The organism is Nonomuraea sp. NPDC050643 (assembly GCF_040654715.1).
GTDB lineage: Bacteria > Actinomycetota > Actinomycetes > Streptosporangiales > Streptosporangiaceae > Nonomuraea.
The window spans coordinates 127,976-153,885 of the sequence record NZ_JBFAIM010000008.1 but is presented as its reverse complement, the minus strand read 5'-3'; the positions used below and the strand labels follow the sequence as shown (position 1 = coordinate 153,885).

23 protein-coding genes are annotated in these 25,910 nt (G+C 70.9%); 10 read left to right on the top strand and 13 right to left on the bottom strand.

The window, feature by feature from the left end; genetic code table 11:
• Positions 1-51: 51 nt before the first annotated feature.
• On the top strand, positions 52-1,689 hold the full coding sequence (locus AB0I15_RS12925) for an alpha/beta-hydrolase family protein (protein ID WP_358094021.1): 1,638 nt from the start codon (positions 52-54) through the stop codon (positions 1,687-1,689).
• Here AB0I15_RS12925 and AB0I15_RS12920 read toward each other — a convergent pair.
• Positions 1,682-3,730: an APC family permease gene (locus AB0I15_RS12920; protein WP_358094018.1), complete on the bottom strand. Its 2,049-nt coding sequence runs from the start codon at positions 3,728-3,730 to the stop codon at positions 1,682-1,684. The genes AB0I15_RS12925 and AB0I15_RS12920 overlap by 8 nt on opposite strands.
• Before the next feature lie 102 nt (positions 3,731-3,832).
• Between AB0I15_RS12920 and AB0I15_RS12915 the strand changes: the two genes are divergently transcribed.
• The 3 genes from AB0I15_RS12915 (at position 3,833) to AB0I15_RS12905 (ending at position 7,161) form a co-directional block, all read left to right on the top strand.
• Complete coding sequence (locus tag AB0I15_RS12915; RefSeq protein WP_358094015.1) at positions 3,833-4,498, top strand: TrkA family potassium uptake protein; 666 nt, start codon at positions 3,833-3,835, stop codon at positions 4,496-4,498.
• Positions 4,498-5,157, top strand: coding sequence for a TrkA family potassium uptake protein (locus AB0I15_RS12910; protein WP_358094013.1), 660 nt, complete (start codon positions 4,498-4,500; stop codon positions 5,155-5,157). Before AB0I15_RS12915 ends, AB0I15_RS12910 begins: the two co-directional genes overlap by 1 nt.
• A gap of 252 nt (positions 5,158-5,409) precedes the next feature.
• Complete coding sequence (locus tag AB0I15_RS12905) at positions 5,410-7,161, top strand: HAD hydrolase family protein (RefSeq protein ID WP_358094010.1); 1,752 nt, start codon at positions 5,410-5,412, stop codon at positions 7,159-7,161.
• Between the two features lie 156 nt (positions 7,162-7,317).
• Here AB0I15_RS12905 and AB0I15_RS12900 read toward each other — a convergent pair whose 3' ends face one another.
• The 6 genes from AB0I15_RS12900 to AB0I15_RS12875 form a co-directional block, all read right to left on the bottom strand.
• On the bottom strand, positions 7,318-7,989 hold the full coding sequence (locus AB0I15_RS12900; protein WP_358094007.1) for a DUF3159 domain-containing protein: 672 nt from the start codon (positions 7,987-7,989) through the stop codon (positions 7,318-7,320).
• Positions 7,990-7,993: 4 nt separating this feature from the next.
• Entirely contained in the window at positions 7,994-8,380 is a 387-nt protein-coding gene (locus AB0I15_RS12895; protein ID WP_090929309.1) for an OB-fold nucleic acid binding domain-containing protein, read from the bottom strand.
• 28 nt (positions 8,381-8,408) lie between these two features.
• Positions 8,409-9,047, bottom strand: a complete 639-nt coding sequence (locus AB0I15_RS12890; protein WP_358094005.1) for a DUF3710 domain-containing protein — start codon at positions 9,045-9,047, stop codon at positions 8,409-8,411.
• An 83-nt stretch (positions 9,048-9,130) separates the two neighbouring features.
• Complete coding sequence (gene dut / locus AB0I15_RS12885) at positions 9,131-9,571, bottom strand: dUTP diphosphatase (RefSeq protein WP_358094002.1); 441 nt, start codon at positions 9,569-9,571, stop codon at positions 9,131-9,133.
• Positions 9,568-10,122, bottom strand: coding sequence for a PaaI family thioesterase (locus AB0I15_RS12880; RefSeq protein ID WP_358093999.1), 555 nt, complete (start codon positions 10,120-10,122; stop codon positions 9,568-9,570). The genes dut and AB0I15_RS12880 overlap by 4 nt, the downstream gene beginning before the upstream one ends.
• A 48-nt stretch (positions 10,123-10,170) precedes the next feature.
• On the bottom strand, positions 10,171-11,580 hold the full coding sequence (locus tag AB0I15_RS12875; RefSeq protein ID WP_358093997.1) for an AI-2E family transporter: 1,410 nt from the start codon (positions 11,578-11,580) through the stop codon (positions 10,171-10,173).
• Positions 11,581-11,774: 194 nt separating this feature from the next.
• Here AB0I15_RS12875 and AB0I15_RS12870 point away from each other — a divergent pair, with 194 nt between their 5' ends.
• The gene (locus AB0I15_RS12870) at positions 11,775-13,922 is read left to right on the top strand and encodes a DUF6351 family protein (RefSeq protein WP_358093994.1); all 2,148 of its coding nucleotides are present in this window, start codon (positions 11,775-11,777) and stop codon (positions 13,920-13,922) included.
• Here the strand turns inward: AB0I15_RS12870 and AB0I15_RS12865 are convergent.
• Positions 13,900-15,132, bottom strand: a complete 1,233-nt coding sequence (locus AB0I15_RS12865) for an MFS transporter (RefSeq protein ID WP_358093992.1) — start codon at positions 15,130-15,132, stop codon at positions 13,900-13,902. The two genes, AB0I15_RS12870 and AB0I15_RS12865, sit on opposite strands and share 23 nt — an antisense overlap.
• A 57-nt stretch (positions 15,133-15,189) precedes the next feature.
• On the opposite strand from AB0I15_RS12865, the gene AB0I15_RS12860 reads away from it, so the two are divergent.
• Entirely contained in the window at positions 15,190-15,756 is a 567-nt protein-coding gene (locus AB0I15_RS12860) for a helix-turn-helix domain-containing protein (protein ID WP_358093989.1), read from the top strand.
• Positions 15,757-15,825: 69 nt separating this feature from the next.
• Here AB0I15_RS12860 and valS read toward each other — a convergent pair whose 3' ends face one another.
• Positions 15,826-18,303, bottom strand: coding sequence for a valine--tRNA ligase (valS, locus tag AB0I15_RS12855; RefSeq protein WP_358094396.1), 2,478 nt, complete (start codon positions 18,301-18,303; stop codon positions 15,826-15,828).
• Positions 18,304-18,411: 108 nt separating this feature from the next.
• On the opposite strand from valS, the gene AB0I15_RS12850 reads away from it, so the two are divergent.
• Positions 18,412-18,696, top strand: coding sequence for a DUF4235 domain-containing protein (locus AB0I15_RS12850; RefSeq protein WP_358093986.1), 285 nt, complete (start codon positions 18,412-18,414; stop codon positions 18,694-18,696).
• Here the strand turns inward: AB0I15_RS12850 and AB0I15_RS12845 are convergent.
• The 3 genes from AB0I15_RS12845 to AB0I15_RS12835 are packed head-to-tail and all read right to left on the bottom strand — an operon-like array spanning position 18,629 to position 22,560.
• Positions 18,629-20,062 carry a trehalose-6-phosphate synthase gene (locus AB0I15_RS12845; RefSeq protein WP_358093984.1) on the bottom strand — a complete coding sequence of 478 codons (1,434 nt, stop codon included), beginning with the start codon at positions 20,060-20,062 and terminating at the stop codon, positions 18,629-18,631. The genes AB0I15_RS12850 and AB0I15_RS12845 overlap by 68 nt on opposite strands.
• Positions 20,063-20,080: 18 nt before the next feature.
• The gene (locus AB0I15_RS12840) at positions 20,081-21,616 is read right to left on the bottom strand and encodes an FAD-dependent monooxygenase (protein ID WP_358093982.1); all 1,536 of its coding nucleotides are present in this window, start codon (positions 21,614-21,616) and stop codon (positions 20,081-20,083) included.
• Positions 21,613-22,560, bottom strand: coding sequence for an MBL fold metallo-hydrolase (locus tag AB0I15_RS12835; protein WP_358093979.1), 948 nt, complete (start codon positions 22,558-22,560; stop codon positions 21,613-21,615). The genes AB0I15_RS12840 and AB0I15_RS12835 overlap by 4 nt, the downstream gene beginning before the upstream one ends.
• A gap of 195 nt (positions 22,561-22,755) precedes the next feature.
• On the opposite strand from AB0I15_RS12835, the gene paaI reads away from it, so the two are divergent.
• Genes paaI through AB0I15_RS12820 form a run of 3 tightly spaced genes read left to right on the top strand, consistent with a single transcriptional unit; the run spans position 22,756 to position 25,028 of the window.
• Positions 22,756-23,124 carry a hydroxyphenylacetyl-CoA thioesterase PaaI gene (paaI, locus tag AB0I15_RS12830; RefSeq protein ID WP_358094394.1) on the top strand — a complete coding sequence of 123 codons (369 nt, stop codon included), beginning with the start codon at positions 22,756-22,758 and terminating at the stop codon, positions 23,122-23,124.
• A gap of 1 nt (position 23,125) precedes the next feature.
• Positions 23,126-24,424, top strand: a complete 1,299-nt coding sequence (gene paaK, locus AB0I15_RS12825; protein WP_358093976.1) for a phenylacetate--CoA ligase PaaK — start codon at positions 23,126-23,128, stop codon at positions 24,422-24,424.
• 4 nt (positions 24,425-24,428) lie between these two features.
• Positions 24,429-25,028 (top strand): TetR/AcrR family transcriptional regulator, encoded by a 600-nt coding sequence (locus AB0I15_RS12820; protein WP_358093973.1) that lies wholly within the window; start codon positions 24,429-24,431, stop codon positions 25,026-25,028.
• Here the strand turns inward: AB0I15_RS12820 and AB0I15_RS12815 are convergent.
• Positions 25,025-25,852 carry a hypothetical protein gene (locus AB0I15_RS12815; protein ID WP_358093970.1) on the bottom strand — a complete coding sequence of 276 codons (828 nt, stop codon included), beginning with the start codon at positions 25,850-25,852 and terminating at the stop codon, positions 25,025-25,027. The two genes, AB0I15_RS12820 and AB0I15_RS12815, sit on opposite strands and share 4 nt — an antisense overlap.
• Between the last annotated feature and the right edge of the window lie 58 nt (positions 25,853-25,910).

Here is a 25,910-nt window from a genome sequence, read left to right as displayed (position 1 = left end):
CCCTATGCCCCAACCGGATGGCCACTTTCCCGACTTGATCCACTACTCTAGGTGATCGTGGACAGGTCGCGGGTGGTCCGGCGGCGGCTCGGCTTCGGGGGGACGCTGCTGGCCACGCTGTTCGCCTGCGCCTCGCTCACGCCGTCGCTGCTCCCCCGCCCATGGCTCTACCAAGGCGTGATGGGCGCGGTCACCGGCATCCTCGGCTACGCCGTGGGCGCCGCCCTGGGCGCGATGGGCCGGGCCGCGATCTCCTACCGGCTCCCCGAGCGGGCCCGCCGGATCGCCTGGCGGATCCTGCTCGGCGGATGCGCGGCGCTGGCGGCGGTGACGCTCTGGTACAGCTACGACTGGCAGCGCGACCTGCGCGCGCTCATGGGCATGGACACCCGGATCACCTGGTTCCCGCCGGTGATCCTGGCCGTGGCCGCGGCCCTCTTCACGGCGGCCCTCCTGCTCGCCCGGCTCGTACGCCTGGCCGGCCGCCGCCTCAACACCTGGCTCGACCGGTTCGTCCCCGCCTACGTCGGCCACGCCGTCGGCGCCTTCGTCGTCGGCGGGCTCGTCGCGGTGTTCGCCAACGACGTGCTGTTCAACGGGTTCGTGGCCGGGATGAGCGACGTCTCGTCGGTCACGAACGAGGGCACGCATCCCGGGGTGCGCCGGCCCGCCTCGGCGTACGTGTCGGGCGGCCCCGGCTCGCTCGTCGGCTGGGAGTCGCTGGGGCGGGAGGGCCGCCGGTTCACCGGCACCGCCGCCACCCCGGCGCGGCTGGCCGCCTTCTCCGGGCGGCCCGCCGCCGAGCCCATCAGGGTCTACGTCGGCCTCGACGCCGCCTCCTCGCCACGCGACCAGGCGGCCCTGGCGGTGCGGGAGCTGGAACGCACCGGCGCGTTCGGCCGGCCCGTGCTGGCCGTGCTCGGCACCACCGGCACCGGCTGGGTGGACCGGCGCATCGCCGACACCCTCGAGTACATGTACAACGGCCGCTCCGCCATGGTCGCCCTGCAGTACTCCTACCTGCCGAGCTGGGTGTCGTTCATGGTCGACAGGGACAAGGCGGCGGCCACGGGGCGGGCGCTGTTCGACGCGGTCCACGACCGGTGGTCCCGGCTGCCCGCCGGGGCGCGACCGCGGCTGATGTTGTCGGGCGAGAGCCTGGGGTCGTACGAGCTGGAGGAGTCCTTCCGCGACCTGGACGACCTGGCGGCCCGGACGGACGGCGCGCTGTTCGTGGGCCCGCCGAATACCAACCGCGTCTGGCACCGCCTCGTCACCGGCCGCGACCCCGGCAGCCCCGTGTGGCGGCCCGTCTACCGGGCGGGCAGGACCGCCAGGTTCGCCCAGCACCCCGACGACCTCGGCCGTCCGCCCGGCCCGTGGCCGCACCCTCGCGTGGTCTATCTGCAGAACGCCTCCGACCCGGTGGTGTGGTGGTCGCCCCGGCTGATCTACCGGCGGCCGGCGTGGCTGGAGGGCCAGCGGGGGCCCGACGTGAACCCGCAGATGAACTGGTTCCCGCTGGTGACGTTCTGGCAGGTGCTGGTGGACATGACGGCCTCGCTGGACGTGCCGCTCGGGCACGGGCACCGCTACGGCGCCAACATCGTGGACGGCTGGGCCGCCGTCGCCGCGCCGCCCGGCTGGAGCGCGCTCGACACCGACCGGCTGCGGGCCCTGCTCAGCTAGTTTTGATCTGCCCCTCTTCCTCCTTGGCCGTCTGGTGCCAGGGCCGGCGCACCGCCCCGGGCGCGAACGGCTCCGGCCTGCCCTGGAGCCGGTCGGAGGAGTGGAGCTGCCACGGCACGCTGGTCACCATGACGCCGGGCTTGAACAGCAGGCGCGCCTTCAGCCGCAGCGCGCTCTGGTTGTGCAGCAGGTGCTCCCACCAGTGGCCGACCACGTACTCGGGGATGAACACGGTCACCACGTCGCGCGGCGAGCGCCTGCGCAGCGTCTTGACGTAGTCGAGGATCGGCTGCGTGATCTCGCGGTAGGGGGAGTCGAGCATCTTGAGCGGCACCGGAATGCCCCGCCGTTCCCATTCCTCCTGCAGTCTGCGCGCGTCCTCGCCCTCCACCCCGACGGTGATGGCCTCGAGCTTGGACGGGCGGGTGGCGCGGGCGTACGCGAGCGCGCGCATGGTCGGCTTGTGGATCTTCGAGACCAGCACGATCGCGTGGTTGCGGGCGGGCAGCATGGCCGGCTCGTAGTCCTCGGTGATCTCCAGCTCGGCCGCCACGTTGTCGTAGTGGCGCCTGATGCCCTTCATCATGAGGAACAGGATCGGCATCGCGATGCACACGATCCACGCCCCGACCAGGAACTTCGTCAGCAGCACGACCACCAGCACCAGCCCGGTCATGATCGCGCCGAAGAAGTTGATGACGCGGGAGCGGTGCATCTGGTGGCGGACCCTGAGGTCGGTCTCGGTCTTCAGGTGGCGGGTCCAGTGGATGACCATGCCGGTCTGGCTGAGGGTGAAGGAGACGAAGACGCCGACGATGTACAGGTTCAGCAGGCGGCTGACGTCGGCCTGGAACCCCCACAGCAGCAGGCAGGCGCCGAGCGCCAGGATGATGATGCCGTTGGAGAAGGCCAGCCGGTCGCCGCGGGTGTGCAACTGGCGCGGCAGGTAACGGTCCTGCGCCAGGATCGAGCCGAGGACGGGGAAGCCGTTGAAGGCGGTGTTCGCCGCCAGGAACAGGATCAGCGCCGTCACCCCCGAGATGACCACGAACGGCAGCGACCCGCCGCCGAACACCGCGTCGGCCACCTGCGAGATGATCGGCTGCTGGTAGTAGCCGGGGCCGACGGGCGTGCCGTCCGGCCTGAGCAGGTCGCGGGCGACCACGGACGGCTCGGCCATCTTGACCCCGGAGGCCAGGGCGAGCGCGATGATGCCGCCGAACATGGTGATCGCGACCAGGCCCATCATCAGCAGCGTGGTGGCGGCGTTCTTGCTCTTGGGCTTCCTGAAGGCGGGCACGCCGTTGCTGATGGCCTCGACACCGGTCAGGGCGGCGCAGCCGGAGGAGAACGCGCGCAGGATCAGGAAGGCTGCGGCGAAGGTCGTGAGGTTGACCTGCTCGGGTTCGATCGTGAAGTGGGCGCTCGGCGCCTGGATGTCGTCGTGCAGCAGCAACAGCCGGAACCCACCCCAGAGGATCAAGCCCAGGACGGAGATCATGAACGCGTACGTGGGGATGGCGAAGGCGGCGCCGGACTCGCGGATGCCGCGCAGGTTGACCACGGTGAGCAGGATGACGATGACGATGGCGACGGTGGGCTTGTGCTGGCCCACGAACGGGATCGTGGCGCCGACGTAGTCGACGCCGTTGGCGACGGACACCGCCACGGTCAGCACGTAGTCGACCATGAGGGCGCTGGCGACGGTGAGCCCGGCGTTCTTGCCGAGGTTGGTGGTCGCGACCTCGTAGTCGCCGCCGCCGCTCGGATAGGCGTGCACGTTCTGCCGGTACGACGCCACGACCGTGAGCATGACCACCACGACCGCGATGGCGACCCAGGGGCTGTAGGCGTAGAACGAGACGCCGGCCAGCGACAGGATGACCAGGATCTCCTGGGGTGCGTACGCCACGGAGGAGAGCGCGTCGCTCGCGAAGACCGGCAGGGCGATCCGTTTGGGGAGGAGTTGCTCGTGGAGCTGCCCGCTACGCAGGGCACGTCCCACGAGCAAGCGTTTGACAAGATCCGTTACCTTCGCCACGTAACGAGATGCTAGCCCCAGGCAGACGCGCTAAACGCGGCACTCCCCCGTCGGGCCATACTGGTGTCGAGCAACGGGCCGACCGCGACCATGCGGGGGGAAATGCATATAGTGATCATGGGGTGTGGCCGGGTCGGATCGACCCTCGCGCACATCCTCGAAGACAGCGGCCATTCCGTCGCCATCATCGACCGCGACCCGCAGGCGTTTCGCCGGCTGCGCGCGGGTTTCCGCGGGCGGCGGGTGACGGGCGTGGGCTTCGATCGCGACGTGCTGACCGAGGCCGGCATCGAGTCCGCGGCCGCGTACGTGGCGGTCTCCAGCGGCGACAACTCCAACATCATCTCGGCCCGCGTGGCACGGGAGACGTTCGGCGTCGACAATGTGGTGGCCCGCATCTACGACCCCCGCCGGGCCGAGGTCTACCAGCGGCTGGGCATCCCCACGGTGGCGACCGTGCGCTGGACCGCCGACCAGATCATGCGCCGCATCCTGCCGGAGGGCGCCGAGCCGCTCTGGCGCGACCCCACCGGCACCGTCGTCCTGGCGGAGGTCGCCGCCAACGCCGCCTGGATCGGCACCCGGGTCGTCGACCTCGAACACCGCGCCCGCACCCGCGCGGCCTTCATCAACCGCATGGGCGAGGCCGTCACCATCACCGACGACACGGTGGTGCAGGAGGGCGACATCCTGCACGTCATCGCGGCCGAGAACGACATGGACCGGATCAACAAGGTGCTCGCCGCGGCGCCGGAAGAGGACGAGTGATGCGCGTCGCCATCGCCGGAGCGGGCGCCGTAGGCCGCTCCATCGCGGCCGAGCTCCTGGAGAACGGCCACGAGGTCCTCCTCATCGACATCGACCCGCGCGCCATCAAGATCGACAGCGTGCCCCGGGCCGAATGGCTCCTCGCCGACGCCTGCGAGATCGCCTCCCTCGACGAGGCCGGCCTCAACAACTGCCACGTCGTGGTCGCCTCCTCCGGCGACGACAAGGTCAACCTGGTCGTGTCCCTGCTGGCCAAGACCGAATACGGCGTGCCGCGCGTGGTGGCCCGCATCAACCACCCCAACAACGAGTGGCTGTTCAACGAGTCGTGGGGCGTCGACGTGGCCGTCTCGACCCCGCGCCTGCTGAGCGCCCTGGTGGAGGAGGCGGTCAGCGTCGGCGACCTGGTCCGCCTGATGACGTTCCGCCAGGGCCAGGCGAACCTGGTCGAGCTCACCCTGGCCGACGACGCGCCGGTGGTGGGCCAGCGAGCCGGCTCGGTGCCGTGGCCGGTGGACTCGGCGCTGGTGGCGATCCTCCGAGAGGGCCGCGTCCTGGTCCCGACGGCGGACGACCCTTTGGAGGCCGGCGACGAGCTCCTGTTCGTGGCGAGCCAGGAGGTAGAACAAGAACTCGCCCACCTCCTGTCCCAACACTGACCCGAGCGTTCCGGGGTCTCCAGGGGCCACAACGCACGCTCCTCGCATCGAGGGGCGTGCCCTTGGACCCCCTGCTCGCCGCGCCCGGGGACACCCATCGGGCTCGGGGCTCCAGCCCCGAGCCCGCCTGCGAGGAGCCTCCCGGCCCAAGCCTGAACAACGCGGAACCGAGCCCTACCCCAGAAAGCAAAGTTCACCTCACATTCACCCGCCTCCCCGGATGCCCGTCCGCCACCGGGTAAGGGGAAGGTCATGCGGTACAACGTGCTGGCCTGCGACTACGACGAGACCCTGGCCGAACTCGGCCACGTGCCCGAGGAGAGCATCGAGGCACTGGAGCGACTGTCCCGCTCGGGCGTCAAGCTGCTGCTGGTCACCGGCCGCGAGCTCGACGACCTGCTGTCCGTCTTCCCGCACCCCGGCCTGTTCGACCTCGTCGTGACCGAGAACGGCGGCCTCCTGTACGACCCCGCCCAGCGCACGAGCGACGCCCTGGCCGACCCTCCTCCCGGCGAGCTGGTGGACCGGCTGCGGGAGGAGGGCGTCACCCCGCTCGGCGTCGGCCGGGTGCTGATCGCCACGCGTGAGCCGCACGACGTCCAGGTCCTGTCCGCGATCCGCGACCTGGGCCTGGAGCTGCAGGTCATCTTCAACAAGGGCGCGGTCATGGTGCTGCCGCCCGGCGTGAACAAGGCCACCGGGCTGGAGGCCGCCCTCGACCGGCTGGCCCTGTCGGCGCGCGGCGTGGTCGCGGTCGGCGACGGGGAGAACGACCACGCGTTCCTGACCGCCGCCGAATGCGGCGCCGCCGTGGCCAACGCCCTGCCCGCGCTCAAGGAGGCCGCCGACCTGCGCCTGAACGGAGCGGCCGGGCACGGCGTGGCCGAGCTGGCCGCAATGATGCTGACGGGCGACCTGGACGAGGTGGAGATCCCGCGCCGCCACGTCCTGCTCGGCCACGAAGGCGGCGAGAACGGCAGGGACGGTGAGGAGGCGCGCCTCCCCCCGTACGGCGTCGGCCTGCTCGTGGCCGGCCCCTCGGGCAGCGGCAAGTCCACGGCCACCACCGCGCTGCTCGAACGGCTCATCGGCGCGGGCTACCAGTGCGTCATCGTGGACCCGGAAGGCGACTACGCCGAATATCCGGGCGTCACCGTCCTGGGCGACCCGGACCGGGTGCCGGGCGTGGACGAGGTCGTCCACGTGCTGGAGCAGCCCAGGAGCAGCGTCGTGATCAACCTGATCGGCCTGCAGCTCCGCGACCGCCCCACCTACTTCGCCGAGCTGCTGCCCCGGCTGACCGGCCTGCGCGCCAAGCTCGGGCACCCCCACTGGCTCCTCATCGACGAGGCCCACCACCTGATGCCCGCCGAGGTACGGCACATTCCCCTCAAACAGCCCGGCGACGTGGGCGCGCTGCTGATGATCACCGTGCACCCCGAGGCGCTGAGCCCGGCCGCGCTGGAGCTGGTGACCGCCACGATCGCGGTGGGCAAGGAGCCGGCCGGCACCCTGGCCGCCGTCGCCGAGGCCCGGGGCGAGGAGGCCCCCACGCTGCAGCCGTCCATCGACGGCGACATCGCCCTGTGGCACGTCGGGGACGTGACCGCGCTGCGCCTCACGCTGGCGCCGGCCCGCGTCGAACGCACCCGCCACCGGCGCAAATACGCGGCGGGCACCATGGCCAGGGACAAGAGCTTCTACTTCACCGGCCCCGAGCAGCGGCTACGGCTGCGGGCCAGGAACCTGCACACCTTCGTCGAGCTGGCGGAGGGCGTCGACGACGACACCTGGCTGTACCACCTGCGCAGGGGCGACTACTCGGCGTGGATCCGCGACAGCCTCGGCGACGCCGACCTGGCCGACGACGTGGCGACCGCGGAGCGGCAGGCCGACCACCTCAGCCCGGAGGAGAGCAGGCGGCGCGTGGCCGACCCCATCGGCGACCGCTACACCCTGCCCGCCGAACCCACCGCCTTCGACCCCGACCACCAGGACCGCTGACCCACCCGTCCGACCTCAAGCCGGCCGCACACGACCAGACCCTTACGCCCGGCCAGAGCCTTGAAGCCACGCAGAGCCTTGAAGCCACGCAGAGCCTCAAGGCCGCACAGAGCCTTGCGGTCGACCGGGGCCTTGCGGTCACGCAGAGCCTTGCGGTCAGGCGGGTGCGACCGGGGGCTTGATCGGTGTGCGGCCGCGGCCGAGCAGCCACAGCATGGCCGCGAGCGCCGCCACCTGCAGCGGCCAGCCCATCGCGATCTTGGCGACGCCGAGCGCCGCCACCGCCTCGTCGCCGCCACCGAACAGGTAGACCGGCCCCTGCACCGCCACCCGCACCGCGCACGGCAGCATGAGCAGCCAGGTCAGCCGCGTGCAGAGCCGGACGATGCCGGGATCCTTGTGCCAGCCCGTCGGGTCGCCCGTGACCGAGCCGATGAGGAAGCCCACGACCGGCCACCTGGTGACGATGGAGATCAGCATCGCCACCATGTAGCCCGCGTTGTAGAGGATGCCGGGCAGGAAGTAGTCTTTCGCGTCGCCCGTGCGGCTGGCGAAGAACGCGCCGATGGCGATGCCGATCAGGCTGTTGATCACGAACTGCGGCGTGGAGCGCTGGACGATCCGGACCACCAGCAGCAGCACCGCCAGCGAGATGCTGACGATGAGCGACAACTTCAGGTCTTCCGTGGTGATCCAGGACACCGTGAACGCGATCGTCGGGATCGCCGCCTCGATGATGCCGCGCACACCGCCGAACGCCTTGGCGAGCTGCGCTCGCACCGCCGCCTCCACGGTGTCGTGGGCGACCTCTTCTGCCTCGGCACTCACCGAATCAACTCCCTGGGCGCAGCTCGTAACGAGGATTGAACATCACCTTGCGCCCGTCCTGCATGCTGACCAGCCCCTCGGCCTTGACCGTGCGGCCGGGCTCGATGCCCGCGATCTTGCGACGGCCGAGCCAGACGAGGTCGATCACGTCGGACCCGTCGTAGAGCTCGGCCTCGAGAGCCGGGGCGCCGCCTCTCGGACGCAGTGTCACCGTACGTAGCGTACCGGCCACGCAGAAGCGCCGGCGCCCGCCACACGAGACGATGGGGGTCGCACCGACCTCGTCGGCGTCTTCACGCAGTTCCTGGGCCTCGATCTCGGACTGGGGGGATGCCAGCCGACTGAAGAACCCACGCAATCCCCCGCGTTTGGGGGGCTCTGCCGTACTCATGATGACTCAGCCTATGTGATGTCAGCCCTTAGCGAATCTCGCTGATTTCCGGTCCTCGTTTGAACGGGTTGAGGCCGGGCCGCTCGCCCGCCGCCTCGCCCGTCTGCTCGTTGGGCCGGCGCAGCGGGATCGGCTCCTCCCGGGCCATCGGCTCGTCGCCGCGGACGACCACGACGTCCTTGATGAAGTCGACGAACGCCTCCGACAGCGCCTCGTCGGCCGCCGCCTTGCCGGAGATCACCCCGAGCAGGAACCAGCGCGGCCCGTCGATGCCGACGTAGCGGGCCGGCCTGGGCTGGCCTTCGACCTGCATCTCGCCGGTCAGCTCACTGCCGAACGGCCCCTCCCGCTCCTCCAGGTGCTTGGCCTGGCTCAGGATCTTGGTCTTGACCTCGTCCCACAGGCCCGAACTGCGCGGTGCGGCCAGGGCCTGCAACTGCAGCGAGCTCTCCTCGTACAGGACGACGACCCCCACATGCTGGTCTCCGACCGAGGCCAGCCGGACGTCGAAGTCCGGGTTGTGGGGCAGCCGCAGGCCGCCCAGGTCGATCCTGTCGCTCTCCGGGTGGGGCTCGTCGGCGTCCCACGGGCCGGAATCGCGCGTTGGTGCGGCCGACTCCTGCTCGGCCACCTGATCCGGCTGCTCACGACGACGACGTCGGAACACGTTCCTCACTCTCCCTGCTCGTCGGACCGCTTGCCGGCCCCATTGTGCGTCGGGCCACTGTCAGGCCCCTTACTGCCCACTCTTCAGCGTCCACTCGATCCGAAGCCGTTGACGCCGCGTACGGACCCGGGCAGGCTCTCCGCCTCGGCGAAGAGCGCGCGCTCGACCCGCTGGATCACGAGCTGCGCGACGCGGTCGCCCCGCTCGAGGCGGAACGGCTCCTTGGTGTCGGTGTTGATCAGCGTCACCCGGATCTCGCCCCGGTAGCCGGCGTCGACCGTGCCGGGGGCGTTGACCATGGTGATGCCGTGCCTGGCCGCCAGCCCCGACCGCGGATGTACGAACGCCGCATAGCCGTCGGGCAGCGCGATCGCCACCCCGGTGCGGATCACGGCCCGCTCACCGGGCATCAGCTCGATGCCCTCGGCCGCGTAGAGGTCGGCGCCCGCGTCTCCCGGGTGGGCGTAGGACGGCATCGGCAGCTCGGTGTCGAGCCGCTGGATGAGGACCTCTACGTCGCTCAAGGGTTCACCTCGTAATCCTGGTGTTCGGCGGCGATGGCCGCCAGGTCGCCGTGCTTGGCGAAGTGTTCCATGTTCACCTCGATGAACAGTGCTGCCGCGCGGACGGCGACCGGTCCGTCTGGAGCACCCATGCGCCCCTCAGCCTCAAGGTACGCCTTCCTGCCCGAGATGCCGGTGCACCAGGCGCGCAGGTGGAGTGTCGTGCCGACGGGAACGGGGAGCAGATAGTCGGTCTCCAGCCGTCCCGTCACATACGGCTTGTGGAACAGGTAGACGGACATTCCGAGAACCTCGTCCATGGCGGCCGCCAGCACACCGCCGTGGGCCAGCCGGGGCGCTCCCTGATGCGCCTCCCCCACCGTGAACTCGGCCTCGACGGTGGCGCCGTCGGGTGTCCTGGCCTCGAGGTGCAGGCCGGTCGGATGCCGGGCGCCGCACCCGAAGCACTGACTGTAGTGGGAGCCCAGGTCGGCGCCCGCCTGCGGCGCGTCGGGGTGCCTCGCGGGCATGGAGGAGCCCGGAGGCGGGGTGGTGAGGGAGGAACGAGTCACGGGTGACGAGGTTACTCGGTGTCCTCGCCGTTCCCGTCGGCAGCGGCCTCATCGCGGGCCGGGGACGGCCTCCTCCCGCCACCTGACCCGCCACCCTCGCCGCGCGCCCTGAGGAATCCGCCGCTCCTGGCGGCCACCCGGCCCGCCGTCGTGCGCCCCGTCGTGCGCCCCGCCATGTGCCCCGCCATGTGCCCCCGTGTGCGCCCCGGCATGACCCGGTCGCTCACCCTCCGCACCACGAGGTCCGGCATCGCGGCCGGGCCACTGGTCGTCATCGTCACGCGGCCCGGCGTCACGGCCGGGCCACTCGCCCCCCGGCCCGCCGCTCTCTCCAGAGCCGGAGGGAAACGGTGGATAGGGTGGGGGCCCGCCGGGCGGCGCCGCGTCATGGCCCGGCGGTAGCTCGGGCCGTTTGTGGCGGAGCTCCGGTATCGCCCGGTAGATCACCGCCGCCACCGGAACGGCCACGGCGGCCCCCGCGATGCCCGCCAGGATGCCCCCGATGGCCAGCACCAGGATGATCGCCAGCGGATGGAAGTTGAGCGCGCGGCCCACGATCAGCGGCTGCAGCACGTGGTTCTCGAGCTGCTGCTCCACGATGAGGATGCCGAGGAAGATCAGCGCGTAGACGATGCCCTTGGCGCCCAGGGTGACCAGGGTCGCGACCGTGCCGGCGAAGAAGATGCCGACGATGGGGATGAAGCTGGCGAAGAAGATCAGCACGGCCAGCGGCGCCCACAGCGGCACTCCCATCCCGGCCAGCACGATGCCCATGATCACGCCGTGCACGGCGGCCACCGCCACCGTGCCCTGGACGTAGTGGGAGAGCGTGGCCCACGCGGCCCGCCCGGCCCGGTCGACGCGCGGCGACACCCGCCCGAACCCCCTCAGGAACCACGACCAGATCCGGTCGCCGTCCTTGAGCAGGAAGAACGTCACGAACAGCAGCAGCACCAGGGACGCGAGCACCTCGAAGGCCACCGCGCCGGCCGAGAGCACGGTGCTGGTGATGGCCGTGCGCTGGGTGTTGACCATGGTCGCGATCTCGTCGACATAGCCGGTGATCTGCGCTTCCTTGAGGTGCAGCGGCCCGGTGATCAGCCACTCCTGCACCGACCTGGCGGTCTCCTGCACCTGTTTGACCAGGTTGGGGAACTCTTCGCCGGCCCGCGCCCCGACCAGCCAGCCCGTGCCGGCGAGCACGGTGAGGGCCACCAGCATGGTGATCCAGGTGGCGTAGATGGGCCGCATGCCGGCGCTGCGCAGGCTGTTGGTCAGCGGGTAGAGCAGCGCCGTCAGCAGCAGCGCGATCGCCACGGGCAGCGCCACGAACGTCAGCCGGGCGATCACCTGGGCGAAGAAGTAGACGACCACGCCGACCAGGATCAGGCACGCGCACCACGCGGCCGTCTTGGCCAGCACGGGTGGCACGAGCTTGGTAGATCGGTCGGGCAGCACGTGTTCAAGACTGGCATGTCCCGGCCGCAGATGCGCGCGGATAACCGCCCGGGCAGCTCAGAGCGTAACGATCCCCCCGCGCACAACGGGCCGCTGCGCGGGGTGCACCTCTTGCGCAACAGGCCTCCGCGCGCGCTTCACCCCTTGCACAACGGGCCTGTGCAAGGGGTGAAGCCCGTGTCACCGTCGTGCTCATGAAGGCTGTGGTGGTCCTCACCGTGCTCGCGTCGCTCGTCGGCGCCCCCGCCCCCGCGTACGCCTCCCGCGCCGGCCTGGCGCTGGAGGTGCTCTCCAGCCGTCCCGACCAGGTCAGCGGCGGCGACGCCCTGGTCAGGGTCCGCCAGACCCGGGGCGCGGGCCTCAGGGTGCTGCGCAACGGCCAGGACGTCACCTCGGCCTTCGAGCGGACCGGCGACGGGCTCACCGGCCTGGTGACCGGCCTGGCGGAGGGGGACAACACGATCACGGCGGTGGCGTGGCCGTACCGGGAGAGCCTGAGGGTGCGCAACCACTCCATAGCGGGACCGATCTTCTCGGGGGAGCACCAGTACCCGTTCCTGTGCAAGACCGAGCGCAGCGGTCTGGGCCCGCCGGCCGTGGACAACCAGGACGGCCAGGGCATGCGCGTCGCGGGCGGCTGGAGCAGGGACTGCTTCGCCGCCACGGTCGAAGACCGCCTCTACCGGTCCACGGACGGCACGTACAAGCCCATGCCCGCCGGACGCCCCGCAGACCTGGCCACGGCCACGCTGCTGGACGGCCGCACGGTCGACTTCGTGGTACGCCGGGAGCGCGGCGTCATCAACCGCTTCCTGTACTCGATCGCCATGATCGAGGGTGCCTGGAACGGCCGGCTGATCTACCGCTTCGACGGCGGCGTGGCGATCGGCCACGACCAGGGCACGCTCGGCGGCAGCGCCCTCGACCCGTACGGCCTGGGCAGGGGCTACGCGATCCTGCACTCCTCGGGCACCCGCACCTCCACCCACTACAACCTGATCCTGGGCGGCGAGACGGCCCTCATGGTCAAGGAGCGCTTCATCGAGCGGCACGGCCCGCCGCTCTACACGGTGGGGGTGGGCGGCTCGGGCGGCGCCATCCAGCAGTACATCTACGGCCAGAACCACGGGACCAGGGTGATCGACGCGGCCGTCCCGCAGTACTCCTATCCGGACATGGTCACCCAGACCATTCACGTGGGCGACTGCGAGCTGCTCGAACGCTACATGGACCACGATCCCCGCTGGGCCCGGTGGGACGACAGGACGGCCCTGATCGGCATGAACGCCAGCGACACCGTGGCGAACCCGTACACCGGCCGGCCGGGCTCCGACGAGTGCGTCAACGGCTGGCGCGGCCTGACCCCGCTGACCATGAACCCGCTCTGGACCTCCAACAACGACCCCGAGTGGCAGCGCATGGACCCTCCGGGCGTCAAGGAAACCGTCCAGTGGACGCACTGGGACGACCTGCGCAAGGTCTACGGCGTGGACGAGCGCGGCCACGCCCGCTCGACGTGGGACAACGTGGGCGTCCAGTACGGGCTCGGGGCGCTGACCTCCGGCGTGATCACCCCTGAGGAGTTCCTGGACGTCAACGCCAAGGCCGGCTCGTGGAAGGAGGCGGCCGACATGGTCCAGGAGGGCTGCCCGTTCGTGCCCTCCGCCTGCCCCGCCGACCTCGATCCGTGGAGCTCCCGCAACGCCGACCTGGGCGACCCGGCCCCGAGGCGTACGGGAGACCCCGTCGCGATCAGGAACGTGCGGCGCAGCGGCCTGGTGTTCGGCGGCGACATCGACCTGCCGGTCATCGACTGGCGGCACTACCTGGAGGATCAGCTCGACATGCACAACGCGCACCAGTCGTTCGCCTCCAGGAAGCGCATGCTCGACCACGACGGCCAGGCCGGCAACCAGGTCATCTGGTTCACCGACGCCCGCCCCGACGGGCCGAGGTTCGACCAGACGCCGGAGGCGCTGCGGGTGATCGACGCCTGGATGGCCAACATCCGGAGGAACCCGGCCCGGGGCGTCGTCGGCAACAGGCCGCCCGACGCCGTGGACCGCTGCTTCGCCACCGACGGCACCCAGCTCGCCGCCGGACCGCGCGTCTGGGACGGCGTCCTCGACCGCCGCGCCCCCGGCGCCTGCACCCGGCGCTTCCCGCTCTACTCGACCTCCAGGATCGTGGCGGGCGGCCCCATCGAGGGCGGCGTCTACCAGTGCCGCCTGCAGCCGGTCGCCAAGGCCGTCGCCCGCGGCCTGTACGGCTCCTGGCGCCCCGCCCAGGACCAGATCGCCAGGCTGAAGCAGATCTTCCCTACGGGAGTGTGCGACTACTGACCGGCAGTTCCCTCATCGTGCGCAGGGGCGAGGCGAACACCCACAGGAACGCCAGGCAGGAACCGGCAGCGGCGGCCAGCAGCGTGTTCCTGACCCCGACCGTCTCGCCCAGCACGCCCCCGAGCAGCCCGCCGAGCGGCATCGTGCCCCAGACGAGGAAACGGATGGTGGCGTTCATCCGGCCGAGCAGCGGCTCCGGCGTGATGGCCTGACGGAAGCTGAGCTGGGTGATGTTGAAGATCACCGTGCCCGCCCCGAAGCAGAACTCGTACAGGGCGAACAATCCGAGCCGCCAGTCGGCCTGCGCCCACGGCGCCACGAACATCAGCGGCATGGGCAGCCCGATGGCCAGCCAGATCGTCGGCCCCTGCCCGAGCCACGCGGCGACCCGCCGGGTGACCAGCGCGCCGGTGACGCCGCCGGCCCCGCTCGCGGCCAGCAGCAGCCCGATGGTGCCCGCGGGCAGGGCGAGCTCCCTGGCCAGCAGCAGCAGGATCGCCGGCTGGGCCATGGTGGCGAACAGGTTCACGGTGGCCGCGCAGCCCGCGATGCGGCGCAGCAGCCGGTGCCCGAGCACGAACCGGACGCCTTCCGCGATCTCCGTCACCAGGTGGGAGCCGCCACGCTCGGGACGGGCCTCCAGGCTGCGGATGGTCGCCAGGCACAGCGCCGACCAGGCGTACCCCACGACCGTGACGACGAGCGCGAACGGCGCGGTGAGGAGCTGGACCAGATAGCCGCCGACGCCGGGCCCGCCGAGCTGCGCGACCGTGCGCACACCCTCCAGCATCGAGTTCCCCTCGACCAGCCGCTCACGCGCCACGAGGTACGGCAGGCAGCTCTGGTACGCCGCGGCGAAGAACACGGCGAACACCCCGAGCACCAGCGCCACCGCGTAGAGCTGGTAGATCGTCAGCACGCCCAGCCACCACGCCACCGGCACGGACGCCAGCGCCACGGCCCGCGCCCAGTCGGCGACCACCATGACCAGGCGCTTGGGCAACCGGTCGACGATCGCGCCCGCCGGCAGCCCGATCACCACGAACGCCAGCGTCTGGCAGGCCGTCAGCAGGCCCACCTCGAACGCGGACGCGTGCAGTGCCGACACCGCGACCAGGGGCAGGGCCAGGTGGAGGAGCTGGGTGCCCACCTGACTGGCGCTGGTGGCGAGGAACAGGCCGCGGAAGTCCCGCTCGCGTAAGAGGCTCACGCGAACGAGCATCCATGACCGATTGGGAAAAATCAACCGGCGATAGGGTGTCCTGCCATGGGCACCATCCGCCGCCCCGCGACCGAGGCAGAGGCCCGTGCGCTGGCCTCGTCCATACGGCTGCGCATCCTGCGGCTCTGCCTCGACCAGGCGTTCACCAACAAAGAGATCGCCGGCCGCCTCGACGCCAACCCCGCCACCACGCTCCACCACGTGCGCAAACTGGTCGAGACCGGCTTCCTGGCCGCCGAGCCGAGCCGCCCAGGCCCGCGCGGCTCCACCGAGATCCCCTACCGGACCACCGGAAAGTCCTGGGAGATGGACGTCCGCGAGAGCGGGGTGAGCGGCGGCAACGCCGCCGCCCTCGACGCCTTCCTGGAGGAGATCAAGCTCGCCGGCCTCGAAGAGGGCAACTTCACCCGGCTGGGGCTCCGGCTCACCGCCGACGGGCGCGCCGAACTGCGCCGGCGACTGCAGGAGGTGTTCGACGACTTCCGCGACCGGCAGCCGCCACCGGACGGCGAGGCCTACTCGCTGTTCGTCGTCATCCACCGAGACGTCAGCCGAGACGTCAGCCGCGATGTCAGCCCGGACGTCGGCCGCGACACCGGCCGGGACGCCTGACCAGCCTGACCAGCAGGGCGTCCCGGCCTCTGGCGCGTCATGACGTCATGACGTCATGACGCGCCGGCCTCAGCCGAGGCTGACCTCGACCTTCAGCGCGTCACCGTATTCCAGGACGAACTCCTCGACATTGCCCGCCGCGCACAGGTCGTCCTGCGCCTGCCGCACGAGCTCGACCTCGGGCGCCCACACGGTCAGCCGGGAGACCTCGGCGCGCATCGACACCTTGGCCTCCGACTTGGCCTTGCGGATCTGGCCGAGCACCTCGGAGGCCACGGCCAGCACCGCCGGGTCGCCGGTCCCGCGCTCGGCGGCGGGCCAGGAGGAGCGGTGCACCGAGCCCTCGCGCCACCACGACCACACCTCCTCGGTCACGAAGGGCAGGAACGGCGCGAACAGCCGCAGCAGCACATCGAGAGCCTGCCGCAGCGCCGCGTGCGCCGAGGCGGAGGCGGCCCCCGACTCGTAGGCACGGGCCTTGACCAGCTCGAGGTAGTCGTCGCAGAACGCCCAGAAGAAGCGCTCCACGACCTCGATCGCCCGGGTGTGGTCGTAGGCGCCGAACGCCTCCGACGCCTCGCGCACGGTGTCGGCCAGCGCCGCCAGCATCGCCCGGTCGAGCGGCTCGCTCACCGTGCCGTCGCCGCCGGCCAGCCCCAGCACGAACTTGGAGGCGTTGAGGATCTTGATGGCCAGCCGCCGCCCGACCTTGAGCTGACCCGCGTCGAACGCGGTGTCCACGCCGTAGCGCCCGTTGGCCGCCCAGTAGCGCACCGCGTCGGAGCCGTGCTGCTCGAGCAGGTCGAGCGGGGTGACCACGTTGCCCTTCGACTTGGACATCTTCTTGCGGTCGGGGTCGAGGATCCACCCCGAGATCGCCACGTCGCTCCACGGCAACGAGCCGAACTCGGCGTGCGACCTGACCACGGTCGAGAACAGCCAGGTGCGGATGATCTCGTGTGCCTGCGGCCGCAGGTCGTAGGGGAAGACCCGCCGGTAGAGGTCGTCGTCGCTCCCCCAGCGGCCCGCGATCTGCGGCGTCAGCGACGAGGTGGCCCAGGTGTCCATGACGTCGGGGTCGGCCATGAACCCGCCGGGCGCGCCGCGCTGCTCCTCGGTGTAGCCGGGCGGCACGTCGGAGGACGGGTCGACCGGCAGCATCTCCTCGGTGGGCAGGATCGGCGCGTCGTGGACGGGCTGCCCCGACTCGTCGATCGGATACCACACCGGGAAGGGCACGCCGAAGAAGCGCTGGCGCGAGATCAGCCAGTCGCTGGTGAGCCCCTCGACCCAGTTGTCGTAGCGCACCCGCATATGCGGCGGATGCCAGGCCAGCTCACGCCCGCGGGCCAGCAGCCGCCGCCGCAGCTCCTCGTCACGCCCGCCGTTGCGGATGTACCACTGGCGGGTGGTGACGATCTCGAGCGGCTTGTCGCCCTTCTCGTAGAACTTCACCGTGCGCTGCACGGGCCGGGGCTCGCCCTCCAGGTCGCCGGACTCGCGCAGCAGCTCCACGATCCGCTCACGCGCGCTGTGCACGGTCTTGCCGGCCAGCTCCTTGTACGGCTCCGCGTCCACGCCGTCCGGCGGCTCGGGCAGCAGCCGCCCGTCCCAGCCGATGATCGGCCGGGTCGGCAGGTGCAGCTCCCGCCACCACGTGACGTCGGTGATGTCGCCGAACGTGCAGATCATCGCGATGCCCGTGCCCTTGTCGGGCTCGGCCAGGCGGTGGGCCAGCACCGGCACCTCGACGCCGAACAACGGCGTCAGCACCGACGTGCCGAACAGCGCCTGGTAGCGCTCGTCGTCGGGGTGCGCGACCAGCGCCACGCACGCCGGGATGAGCTCGGGCCTGGTCGTCTCGATCCAGACCGGGCCCTGCTCGCCGTAGAAGGAGATCTTGTGGAAGGCGCCGGGCCACTCCCGGTCCTCCAGCTCGGCCTGGGCCACGGCGGTGCGGAACGACACGTCCCAGAGCGTCGGCGCCTCGGACAGGTAGGCCTCGCCGCGCAGCAGGTTGCGCAGGAACGCGCGCTGCGACACCGTCCGCGACTCGTCGCTGATCGTGGTGTAGAGCAGCGACCAGTCCACCGACAGGCCGACCCGCCGCCAGACCTCCTCGAACGCCTGCTCGTCGAGGGCGGTCAGCTTGTGGCACAGCTCCACGAAGTTGCGCCGCGAGATCGAGATCTCACGTTTGCCGGGCTTCTCCGGTGGAACGAACTCCGGGTCATAGGGCAGCGACGGGTCACAGCGCACGCCGTAGACGTTCTGCACCCGGCGCTCGGTGGGCAGGCCGTTGTCGTCCCAGCCGATGGGATAGAACACCGCCTTGCCGATCATGCGCTGGTAGCGGGCCATGATGTCGGTGTGGGTGAAGGAGAAGACGTGACCGACGTGGAGCGAGCCCGACACGGTGGGCGGCGGGGTGTCGATGGCGTAGACCTGCTCGCGCGGCCTGGAGCGGTCGAAGCGGTAGGTGCCGTCGTTCTCCCAGCGAGCTACCCATACCTGCTCCAAGCCATCGAGGGTCGGCTTTTCCGGCATGGCGGCATGGCGTAGTCGCTGTTGAGTCATGCCTCCTTATGGTACGGCTTCGCCGGCCCGGCAAGCGGTAGAGACTAGTGTTCGTTACAAAGGGGAAGGGAGATCGGCATGGCGGAGGACAAGCCCGATGTCGCCTGGCGTGTCATAGGTGGTCTGGTCGGTCTGGTCACGGCCTGGGCGGCCCGCAAGATCCTTGGATACGCCTGGGTGAAGGCCACCGGCAAGGAGCCGCCCATCGACAGCGATTCGCCCGAGGTGAGCCTGGGTGAGGCGATCGGCTATGCCGTCGTCATGGGCGTGGGCATGTCGGTGGCGCAGATCGTGGTCAACCGGACCGCCAAGAAGCGTTATGACGCGTGGAAGGCTCTGAAGCAGGTGACTCCAGGGCAGTGAGAAACTCGCTCGCCCAGCGGTCCACGTCGTAGGTGGCGACCCGGCGGCGCATCGTGCGCATCCGCCGGGCCAGCTCGTGCGGCGTGGCCCGCATCGCCGCCAGCATCTGGCGCTTGACGTCCTCCACGTCGTACGGATTGACCAGGTAGGCCTGCCGCAGCTCGTCGGCGGCCCCGGCGAACTCGCTCAGCACCAGCGCCCCGTGCAGGTCGTGGTGGCAGGAGACGTACTCCTTGGCCACCAGGTTCATCCCGTCCCTCAGCGGCGTCACGACCATCACGTCCGCCGCGAGATAGAGCGCGGCCAGCTCCTGGTGGTCGTAGGACTGGTGGAAATACCAGACCGGCTGGTAGCCGAGCTGCGCGTGCTCCCCGTTGATGCGCCCGACCTGCAGCTCGATGTCGTCGCGCAGCTTGCGGTATTCGTCCACCCGCTCCCGGCTCGGCGTGGCGATCTGCACGAACGAGGCCTCGCCCGGCCGCAGCCGCCCGTCGTGGAGCAGCTCGCCGAACGCCTCCAGCCGCTGCCCGATGCCCTTGGTGTAGTCGAGCCGGTCCACGCCGAGCAGCACGTGCTCGGGGTCGCCCAGCTCCACCCTGATCTCCTTGGCGCGGGCCACGATGTGCGGCTCGCGTACGAGCGAGTCGAGCTGCGCGAAGTCCACAGAGATCGGGAACGCCTGCGTGGTCACGATCCGGTCGTCGAGGAAGATCTCGTTCCCCTTGTACGGCAGCCCGAGCAGCCGCCGGCACAGCCTGCGGAAGTTCGAGGCCCCGCCGGGTAGCTGGAAGCCCACCAGATCGGCCCCGAGCAGCCCCTCGACCAGCTCCTTGCGCCACGGCAGCCGCCAGAACAGCTCGATCGGCGGGAACGGGATGTGCAGGAAGAACCCGATCCGCAGGTCGGGCCTGAGCCTGCGCAGCATCGCGGGCACGAGCTGGAGCTGGTAGTCCTGCACCCAGACCACCGCGCCCTCGTCGGCCGCCTGCGCGGCGGCCTCGGCGAAGCGCTGGTTGACCTCCTTGTAGGCCTCCCACATCTTCCTGTCGAACACCGGCGGCGCCACCACGTCGTGGTAGAGCGGCCACAGGGTGGCGTTGGAGAATCCCTCGTAGTACAGCTCGACCTCATCGGCCGACAGGGGGATCGGGATGAGGCTCATCCCGTCCTGCTCGAACGGCTCGAGCACCTCGTCCGGCGCACCGTGCCAACCGGCCCAGGCTCCGTGACGGCGCTGCATCACCGGCGCGATCGCCGTGACGAGCCCGCCAGGACTCCTGCGCCACGAGGCCGTTCCGTCAGGATCGACCGTCCGGTCCACCGGCAACCGGTTCGCGACGATCAGAAACGAGCTACGGCCAGTCACGCAGTCCTCCCTATGGGGTCATGTGTCAGAAATGCCGCCTAGCGCACGGCTCACAGCGGCCGCCACCGACTCCGGCCCCGCATGGGGAATGATCGCGGCGATGTGAGAGTCGGGCCTGATGAGCCATGCCTCGTCCGGCCCGGCGCCGAGCCTGTCAGCGAGCGAGCCGGTCCCCTCCATCTCCGCGAGCCCGCGTACGGCGAGCGGCGCCGTAGTGACCTTGCCCAGGACCTGCACAAACAAACTCGAATCGCACATATCGCCCAATAGAACGAGGAATCCGTCCCGGCAGAAGTTCCGCAGCCGGCCCTCGGGAAGAGGCACGTCAGGCAGGATCACGCCGGGCGCGGGCACGCACGGCGCCCCCTTGGGCGGACGGCCCAGGAAGGGGCGCGACGGCTCGGGCGTGGTGAGCGGCGAGTCCACGTACCAGTACGGCTCGGCGAACCGCCCCGAGTCCACCTCCGTGACCCGGCCGCCCTCCAGCACCGCGCGCCTGCGCATCCGCTCCTCCACGGTCGCCGGCGCGATGAAGCGCATGGTGGCGGCGGTCACCTCGAGGTTCTCCCGCGCGGCCGCGTGCCGCTCGGCGTGGTACGACTCCAGCAGCCCCTCCTCCGCCCACCCGTTGAGCACGAAGGCCAGCTTCCAGGCCGCGTTCTCGGCGTCGGGCACCCCGGAGTTGAGCCCCCGCGCCCCGAACGGCGCCACCAGGTGGGCGCAGTCGCCCGCCAGCAGCACCCGGCCGACGCGCATTCGGGAGGCCAGGCGCGAGTGGAAGCGGTAGGTGCTGTGCCAGAGCAGCTCGTACGGCCGGTCGCCGATGATCTGCCGGACCTTGCGCGCGAGGTCGGCGTCCGTCGGGATGAAGTCGGGCGCGATCTGCCAGTCGATCCTGAACGTGCCCTCCGGGCAGGGATGGATGAGCACCTGCCGGCCCGGGTTCCAGACGGGGTCGAAGTAGAAGCGGCGCTCGTCCGCCCACTCCGGCAGGTCGGCCTTGATGTCGCAGATCAGGAACTGGTCGTCGAACGTCTCCCCGCCGAACGTGACGCCGAGCGACCCGCGTACCGCCTGGGCCCTGGCGCCCGCGCAGGCCAGCACGTAGGGGGCGCGCAGCAGCCGGCGGCCGCAGTGCACGGTGACGCCGGAGGCGTCCTGGGTCAGGCCGGTCACCTCGTGCTCCCAGCGCACCTCGATGAGCGGCTGCGCGGCGATGGCCTCGTCGAGGATCTGCTCGGTGCGGGTCTGCGAGATGTTCACGCAGGCCGGCAGCGACCCCTCGCGCTCGAACGACCAGGAGAACAGCTCACGGTCGCGGTAGTACGTACGGGCGGTCGTCCAGGCCAGGCCCTCCTCGGCGATCTTGCCGGCGCCCGCGGCGGCCCAGATGTCGAGCACGTCGCGCTGCTGGCAGATGGACTTCGACCCGACGCTCCCCCGCCCGGTCCGCTGGTCGAGCACCAGCACCTGGACACCCCAGCGGGCCAGCAGCAGCGCGGCGCTCTGCCCGACCGGGCCCGCGCCGATGACGATGACCTGCGTCTCGTTCATGACTGCAGCTCGTCCCAGACCTCCCGGTCGCGCTCGGCGGTCCAGATCCGCGGCCGTTCCACCCCATGGAGCTCGTCCCAGAGCCTGGAGACGTTGAACGGCAGGCAGTGCTCGAAGATCGGCCAATGGCCGCAACGCGGCTCCAGCACCCGGTGCGTCCGCTCGAACGCCTCCTTCAGCGACCCCGCCGCGCCCACCTCGCGCAGCATCACGGACAGGAAGTCGCGTGTCTGCCCGATGGCCGCCGCCACGCCCTTCTCACCCCTGGCCACCGCTCCCCTGCCGCCGATAAGCGTCCGCGCCCCGAACGAGGCCACCCGGTCGAGCGTGGAGGTGGACCAGTCGCGGTGGAAGGCGTCGCCGGTGTAGAGGGCGGCCTGCGACTCGACCAGGTCGCCGGCGAACAGGATGCCCTGTTTCGGCAGCCAGGCCACCAGGTCGCCCTCGGTGTGGCCGCGGCCGCAGTGCTGCAGCACCAGGTCGCCGCGCTCGCCGCCCAGGTCGATGGTGAACCTGTCGCTGAACGTCGCGGTCGGCCACGTCAGGCCCGGGATCGAGGCGGGCTCCTTGAACAGGCGCGGCATCCTGGCGTACTCGCTGGCCCAGTCCTGCTCGCCGCGCTCGGCGACGAGCTCGCGGGTCTTCTCGTGCGCCACGATCACGTCCGCGCCGAACGCCGAGGCGCCCAGCACCCTGACCGCGTGGTAGTGCGACAGCACCAGGTATCTGATCGGCTTGTCCGTGTGCCCGCGCAGCGTGGCCAGCCACTCGCGGGCGGCCACCGGCGTGGCCAGCGCCTCGAAGCAGACGAGGAAGTCTTCCCCCTCGATCGCGCCCACGTTCGGGTCGCCTTCGGCCGTGAGCGCGTAGACGCCCTCCGCCGGCACCTCCAGCGACTGCCGCTTCTCGCCGAGATCCGCCGACGAGGCGAACGGCTTGACCATCGCTCCTCCTCCGCTCGGGCGTGGTTTCTGCCCTCACGCATGCCCACGACGCCGGAGATCAGACGCTCTCAGGGCTCCCCCGCCCACTGCTCAGGCACGGTGTCGTCCTCTTGACAGGGAAGGCCGGATGGTGATGTGTTTACCGAACATTCGGTCAGTTGACAAGGGAGACCTGCGTTGGAGAGCGCGCGTCGCATGATGGACGCCGACACCGCCTCCGCCGCCCTGGGCATCGAGCTGACAGAGCTGGGCGAGGGCCGGGCGGTGTGCCGGATGACCGTGACCGAGCAGATGGTCAACGGCCACGACCTGTGTCACGGCGGCTACGTGTTCCTGCTGGCCGACACGGCGTTCGCGTGCGCGTGCAACACCTACGGGCCGGTGACGGTGGCGGCCGGGGCGGAGGTCACCTTCGTCGCCCCCGCCCGCGCGGGCGACGTGCTGGTGGCCGAGGCGTCCGAGCGGACCCGCTACGGCCGCAGCGGCATCTACGACGTCACCGTACGCCGGCCGGACGGCCGGGTGGTCGCGGAGTTCCGCGGCCGCAGCAGGGAAATGAGATGAGATGAGACTCGGCCATCCCCCCGCGCCGCAGGAACTCGACCCGATCGAGCGGGCCTCCCGCGACGAGCTCATGGCGCTCCAGCTCGACCGGCTCCAGTGGACGCTGCGCCACGCCTACGACAACGTCCCGCTCTACCGGCGCAAGTTCGACGCCGCGGGCGTGCACCCGGGCGACTGCAAGGAGCTCGGCGACCTGGCGAAGTTCCCCTTCACCACGAAGCAGGACCTGCGCGAGTCCTACCCGTTCGGCATGTTCGCCGTGCCGCGCGAGCGCGTGGCCAGGATCCACGCCTCCAGCGGCACCACCGGCCAGCCCACGGTGGTGGGCTACACCAGGAAGGACATCGACGTCTGGGCGGAGGTGATGGCCCGCTCGATCCGCGCCTCCGGCGGGCGGCCCGGCGACATCGTGCACGTGGCCTACGGCTACGGCCTGTTCACCGGGGGCCTGGGCGCGCACTACGGGGCCGAGCGGCTGGGCTGCACGGTGGTGCCGGTGTCGGGCGGCATGACGCCCCGGCAGGTGCGGCTGATCACGGACTTCCGGCCGGACATCATCATGGTGACGCCGTCGTACATGCTGGCGCTGCTGGACGAGTTCGCCGCGCAGGGCCTGGACCCGCGGGCGTCGTCGCTGCGGGTCGGGATCTTCGGCGCCGAGCCGTGGACCGAGCGCATGCGCCAGGAGATCGAGGAGCGCTTCGACCTGCACGCCGTCGACATCTACGGCCTGTCGGAGGTGATGGGGCCCGGCGTGGCGAACGAGTGCGTCGAGAGCAAGGACGGCCTGCACGTCTGGGAGGATCACTTCTACCCCGAGACCGTCGACCCGCTCACCGAGGCCCCCGCGGACGAGGGCGAGCTGGTCTTCACCAGCCTCACCAAGGACGCCATGCCGGTCATCCGCTACCGCACCCGCGACCTGACGAGGCTGCTGCCGGGCACCGCGCGGCCGGCGTTCCGCCGCATGGTCAAGGTGACCGGCCGCACCGACGACATGATCATCCTGCGGGGCGTGAACGTGTTCCCGACCCAGATCGAGGAGCTCGTGCTGCGCACGGAGGGCCTGTCACCCCACTTCCAGCTCCACCTGACCCGGCCGGAGCGGCTCGACGTGATGACGGTCAGGGTCGAGGCGCGCCCCGGTTACGGCGGCGGCCGGCCGGAGGCGGGCGAGGCGCTGCGCAGGGCGGTCAAGGACGGCGTCGGCGTCAGCGTGGAGGTCGAGGTGGTGGACCCGGAGACCCTGGAACGGTCGGTCGGCAAGCTCAAACGCGTCATCGACGAGCGGGATGATTGACGGCATGGCCGCCTCGATCCCCACCCGGCGGCGCAGGCGCGGGCACGATCCCGAGTCCGTGCTGTCCATCGCCGTGGGCGTCTTCAACGAGCGCGGCTACGACGGCACGAGCATGGAAGACCTGGCCAGGGCGCTCGGCGTGACCAAGTCGGCCATCTACTACCACGTGCCGGGCAAGGAGCAGCTCCTTGCCCGGGCGCTGGACCGGGCCCTGGACGGGCTGTTCGAGATGGTCGCCGACGAGCGCGCCTCGGCGGGCCCGGCCATCGACCGGCTGGAATGGGTCGTGCGGCAGAGCGTGCGGATCCTCGTGGAGCGGCTGCCGTACGTGACGCTGCTGCTGCGGGTGCGCGGCAACAGCGGCACCGAGCAGGCGGCGCTGGAGCGGCGGCGGGAGTTCGACAGGTTCGTCAGTCACCTGGTCAAGGAGGCCGTGTCGGAGGGCGGTATCCGGGCCGACGTCGACCCCGCGCTGGTCACGCGGCTGCTGTTCGGCTCGGTGAACTCGATCACGGAGTGGTACCAACCGGCGCGCGGCGGGTCGGCGGACGACCTGGCCGACGCGCTGCTCACGATGACCTTCGGCGGGCTGAGGGTCGCCTAGGGGTCGAGCTCGTCGCGCGGGCGGGGCTCGACGGTCTCGCGCCGCTCGCCCTGGGGCAGCGGCCGCTTGCCGCGCAGGTCGTTGCGTACGGCCTCGCCGAGCTTCTTCGTCGCCATCCGGTTGAGCGCGCCGCCCGCGACCGCACCGGTCAGGAAGGGACCGAGCGTGGTCAGGTGGCGGCCGAGCGTGCGCAGGAGACGGTTGCGGAGTGCCGTCTTGGTGGCCGCGCCCAGCGCGAGCGTCACGGAGGTGGGAGTGAGGGGGTCGATGCCGCGCTGCTTGGCCCAGGCGGCCGTGAAGGCGACGGCACGCTGGGTGCCGGAGCCCTGGACGCGTACGCCGTAGACCTCGTGCAGTTCGGCCAGCAGCTTGACCTCGATGGCGGCGACGACGATGGTCTCGGCGACGAGCTGGGCGGGGGCGGAGAGCAGGAGGGGTGGCGCGGCGAATTCGGCCGCGGCCAATGCTCCGCCGATCGCGCCGACCGTCATCGTGGCCTTCTGGGCGGTCCGCACCAGATCGTCGGCGAGCGCTTCGCCGGTCAGGCCGTGATGATGCTCGGCGAGGGTGTGCAGATCCCGGATCGGGATGCGCGGCGCGATGTTGAGGAAGACGTCGGCCAGCCAGCGTCCCCGGCCCGCGCCGGTCGCCCGCGCCCTTTTGGCCCCCGCCGACAGTGCCTGGGCTAGTCGGCCGAGCAGCCTGCGCCGCTCGGCCGGCTCGAGCTCACCGGGCGCGGTGAGTCTGCCTACGAGTTCGCCGACCTCACGATCGGGGTCGGCGATCTCACTGCCTGGTTGCCGGTCTTTCTCTGGTACGGCCACGCGATGCCTCCGTGTCTCATGGTCGCGATCGCTCAGGGTTCGTTCCTCGCTCTCTCAC

Coding starts and splice junctions, on each gene's coding strand:
- AB0I15_RS12915 (WP_358094015.1), top strand. CDS start 3,833: ATGCATATAGTGATCATGGGGTGTGGCCGGGTCGGATCGACCCTCGCG.
- AB0I15_RS12910 (WP_358094013.1), top strand. CDS start 4,498: ATGCGCGTCGCCATCGCCGGAGCGGGCGCCGTAGGCCGCTCCATCGCG.
- AB0I15_RS12905 (WP_358094010.1), top strand. CDS start 5,410: ATGCGGTACAACGTGCTGGCCTGCGACTACGACGAGACCCTGGCCGAA.
- AB0I15_RS12895 (WP_090929309.1), bottom strand. CDS start 8,380: ATGAGTACGGCAGAGCCCCCCAAACGCGGGGGATTGCGTGGGTTCTTC.
- AB0I15_RS12870 (WP_358093994.1), top strand. CDS start 11,775: ATGAAGGCTGTGGTGGTCCTCACCGTGCTCGCGTCGCTCGTCGGCGCC.
- AB0I15_RS12860 (WP_358093989.1), top strand. CDS start 15,190: ATGGGCACCATCCGCCGCCCCGCGACCGAGGCAGAGGCCCGTGCGCTG.
- valS (WP_358094396.1), bottom strand. CDS start 18,303: ATGCCGGAAAAGCCGACCCTCGATGGCTTGGAGCAGGTATGGGTAGCT.
- AB0I15_RS12850 (WP_358093986.1), top strand. CDS start 18,412: ATGGCGGAGGACAAGCCCGATGTCGCCTGGCGTGTCATAGGTGGTCTG.
- AB0I15_RS12840 (WP_358093982.1), bottom strand. CDS start 21,616: ATGAACGAGACGCAGGTCATCGTCATCGGCGCGGGCCCGGTCGGGCAG.
- AB0I15_RS12835 (WP_358093979.1), bottom strand. CDS start 22,560: ATGGTCAAGCCGTTCGCCTCGTCGGCGGATCTCGGCGAGAAGCGGCAG.
- paaI (WP_358094394.1), top strand. CDS start 22,756: ATGATGGACGCCGACACCGCCTCCGCCGCCCTGGGCATCGAGCTGACA.
- paaK (WP_358093976.1), top strand. CDS start 23,126: ATGAGACTCGGCCATCCCCCCGCGCCGCAGGAACTCGACCCGATCGAG.
- AB0I15_RS12820 (WP_358093973.1), top strand. CDS start 24,429: ATGGCCGCCTCGATCCCCACCCGGCGGCGCAGGCGCGGGCACGATCCC.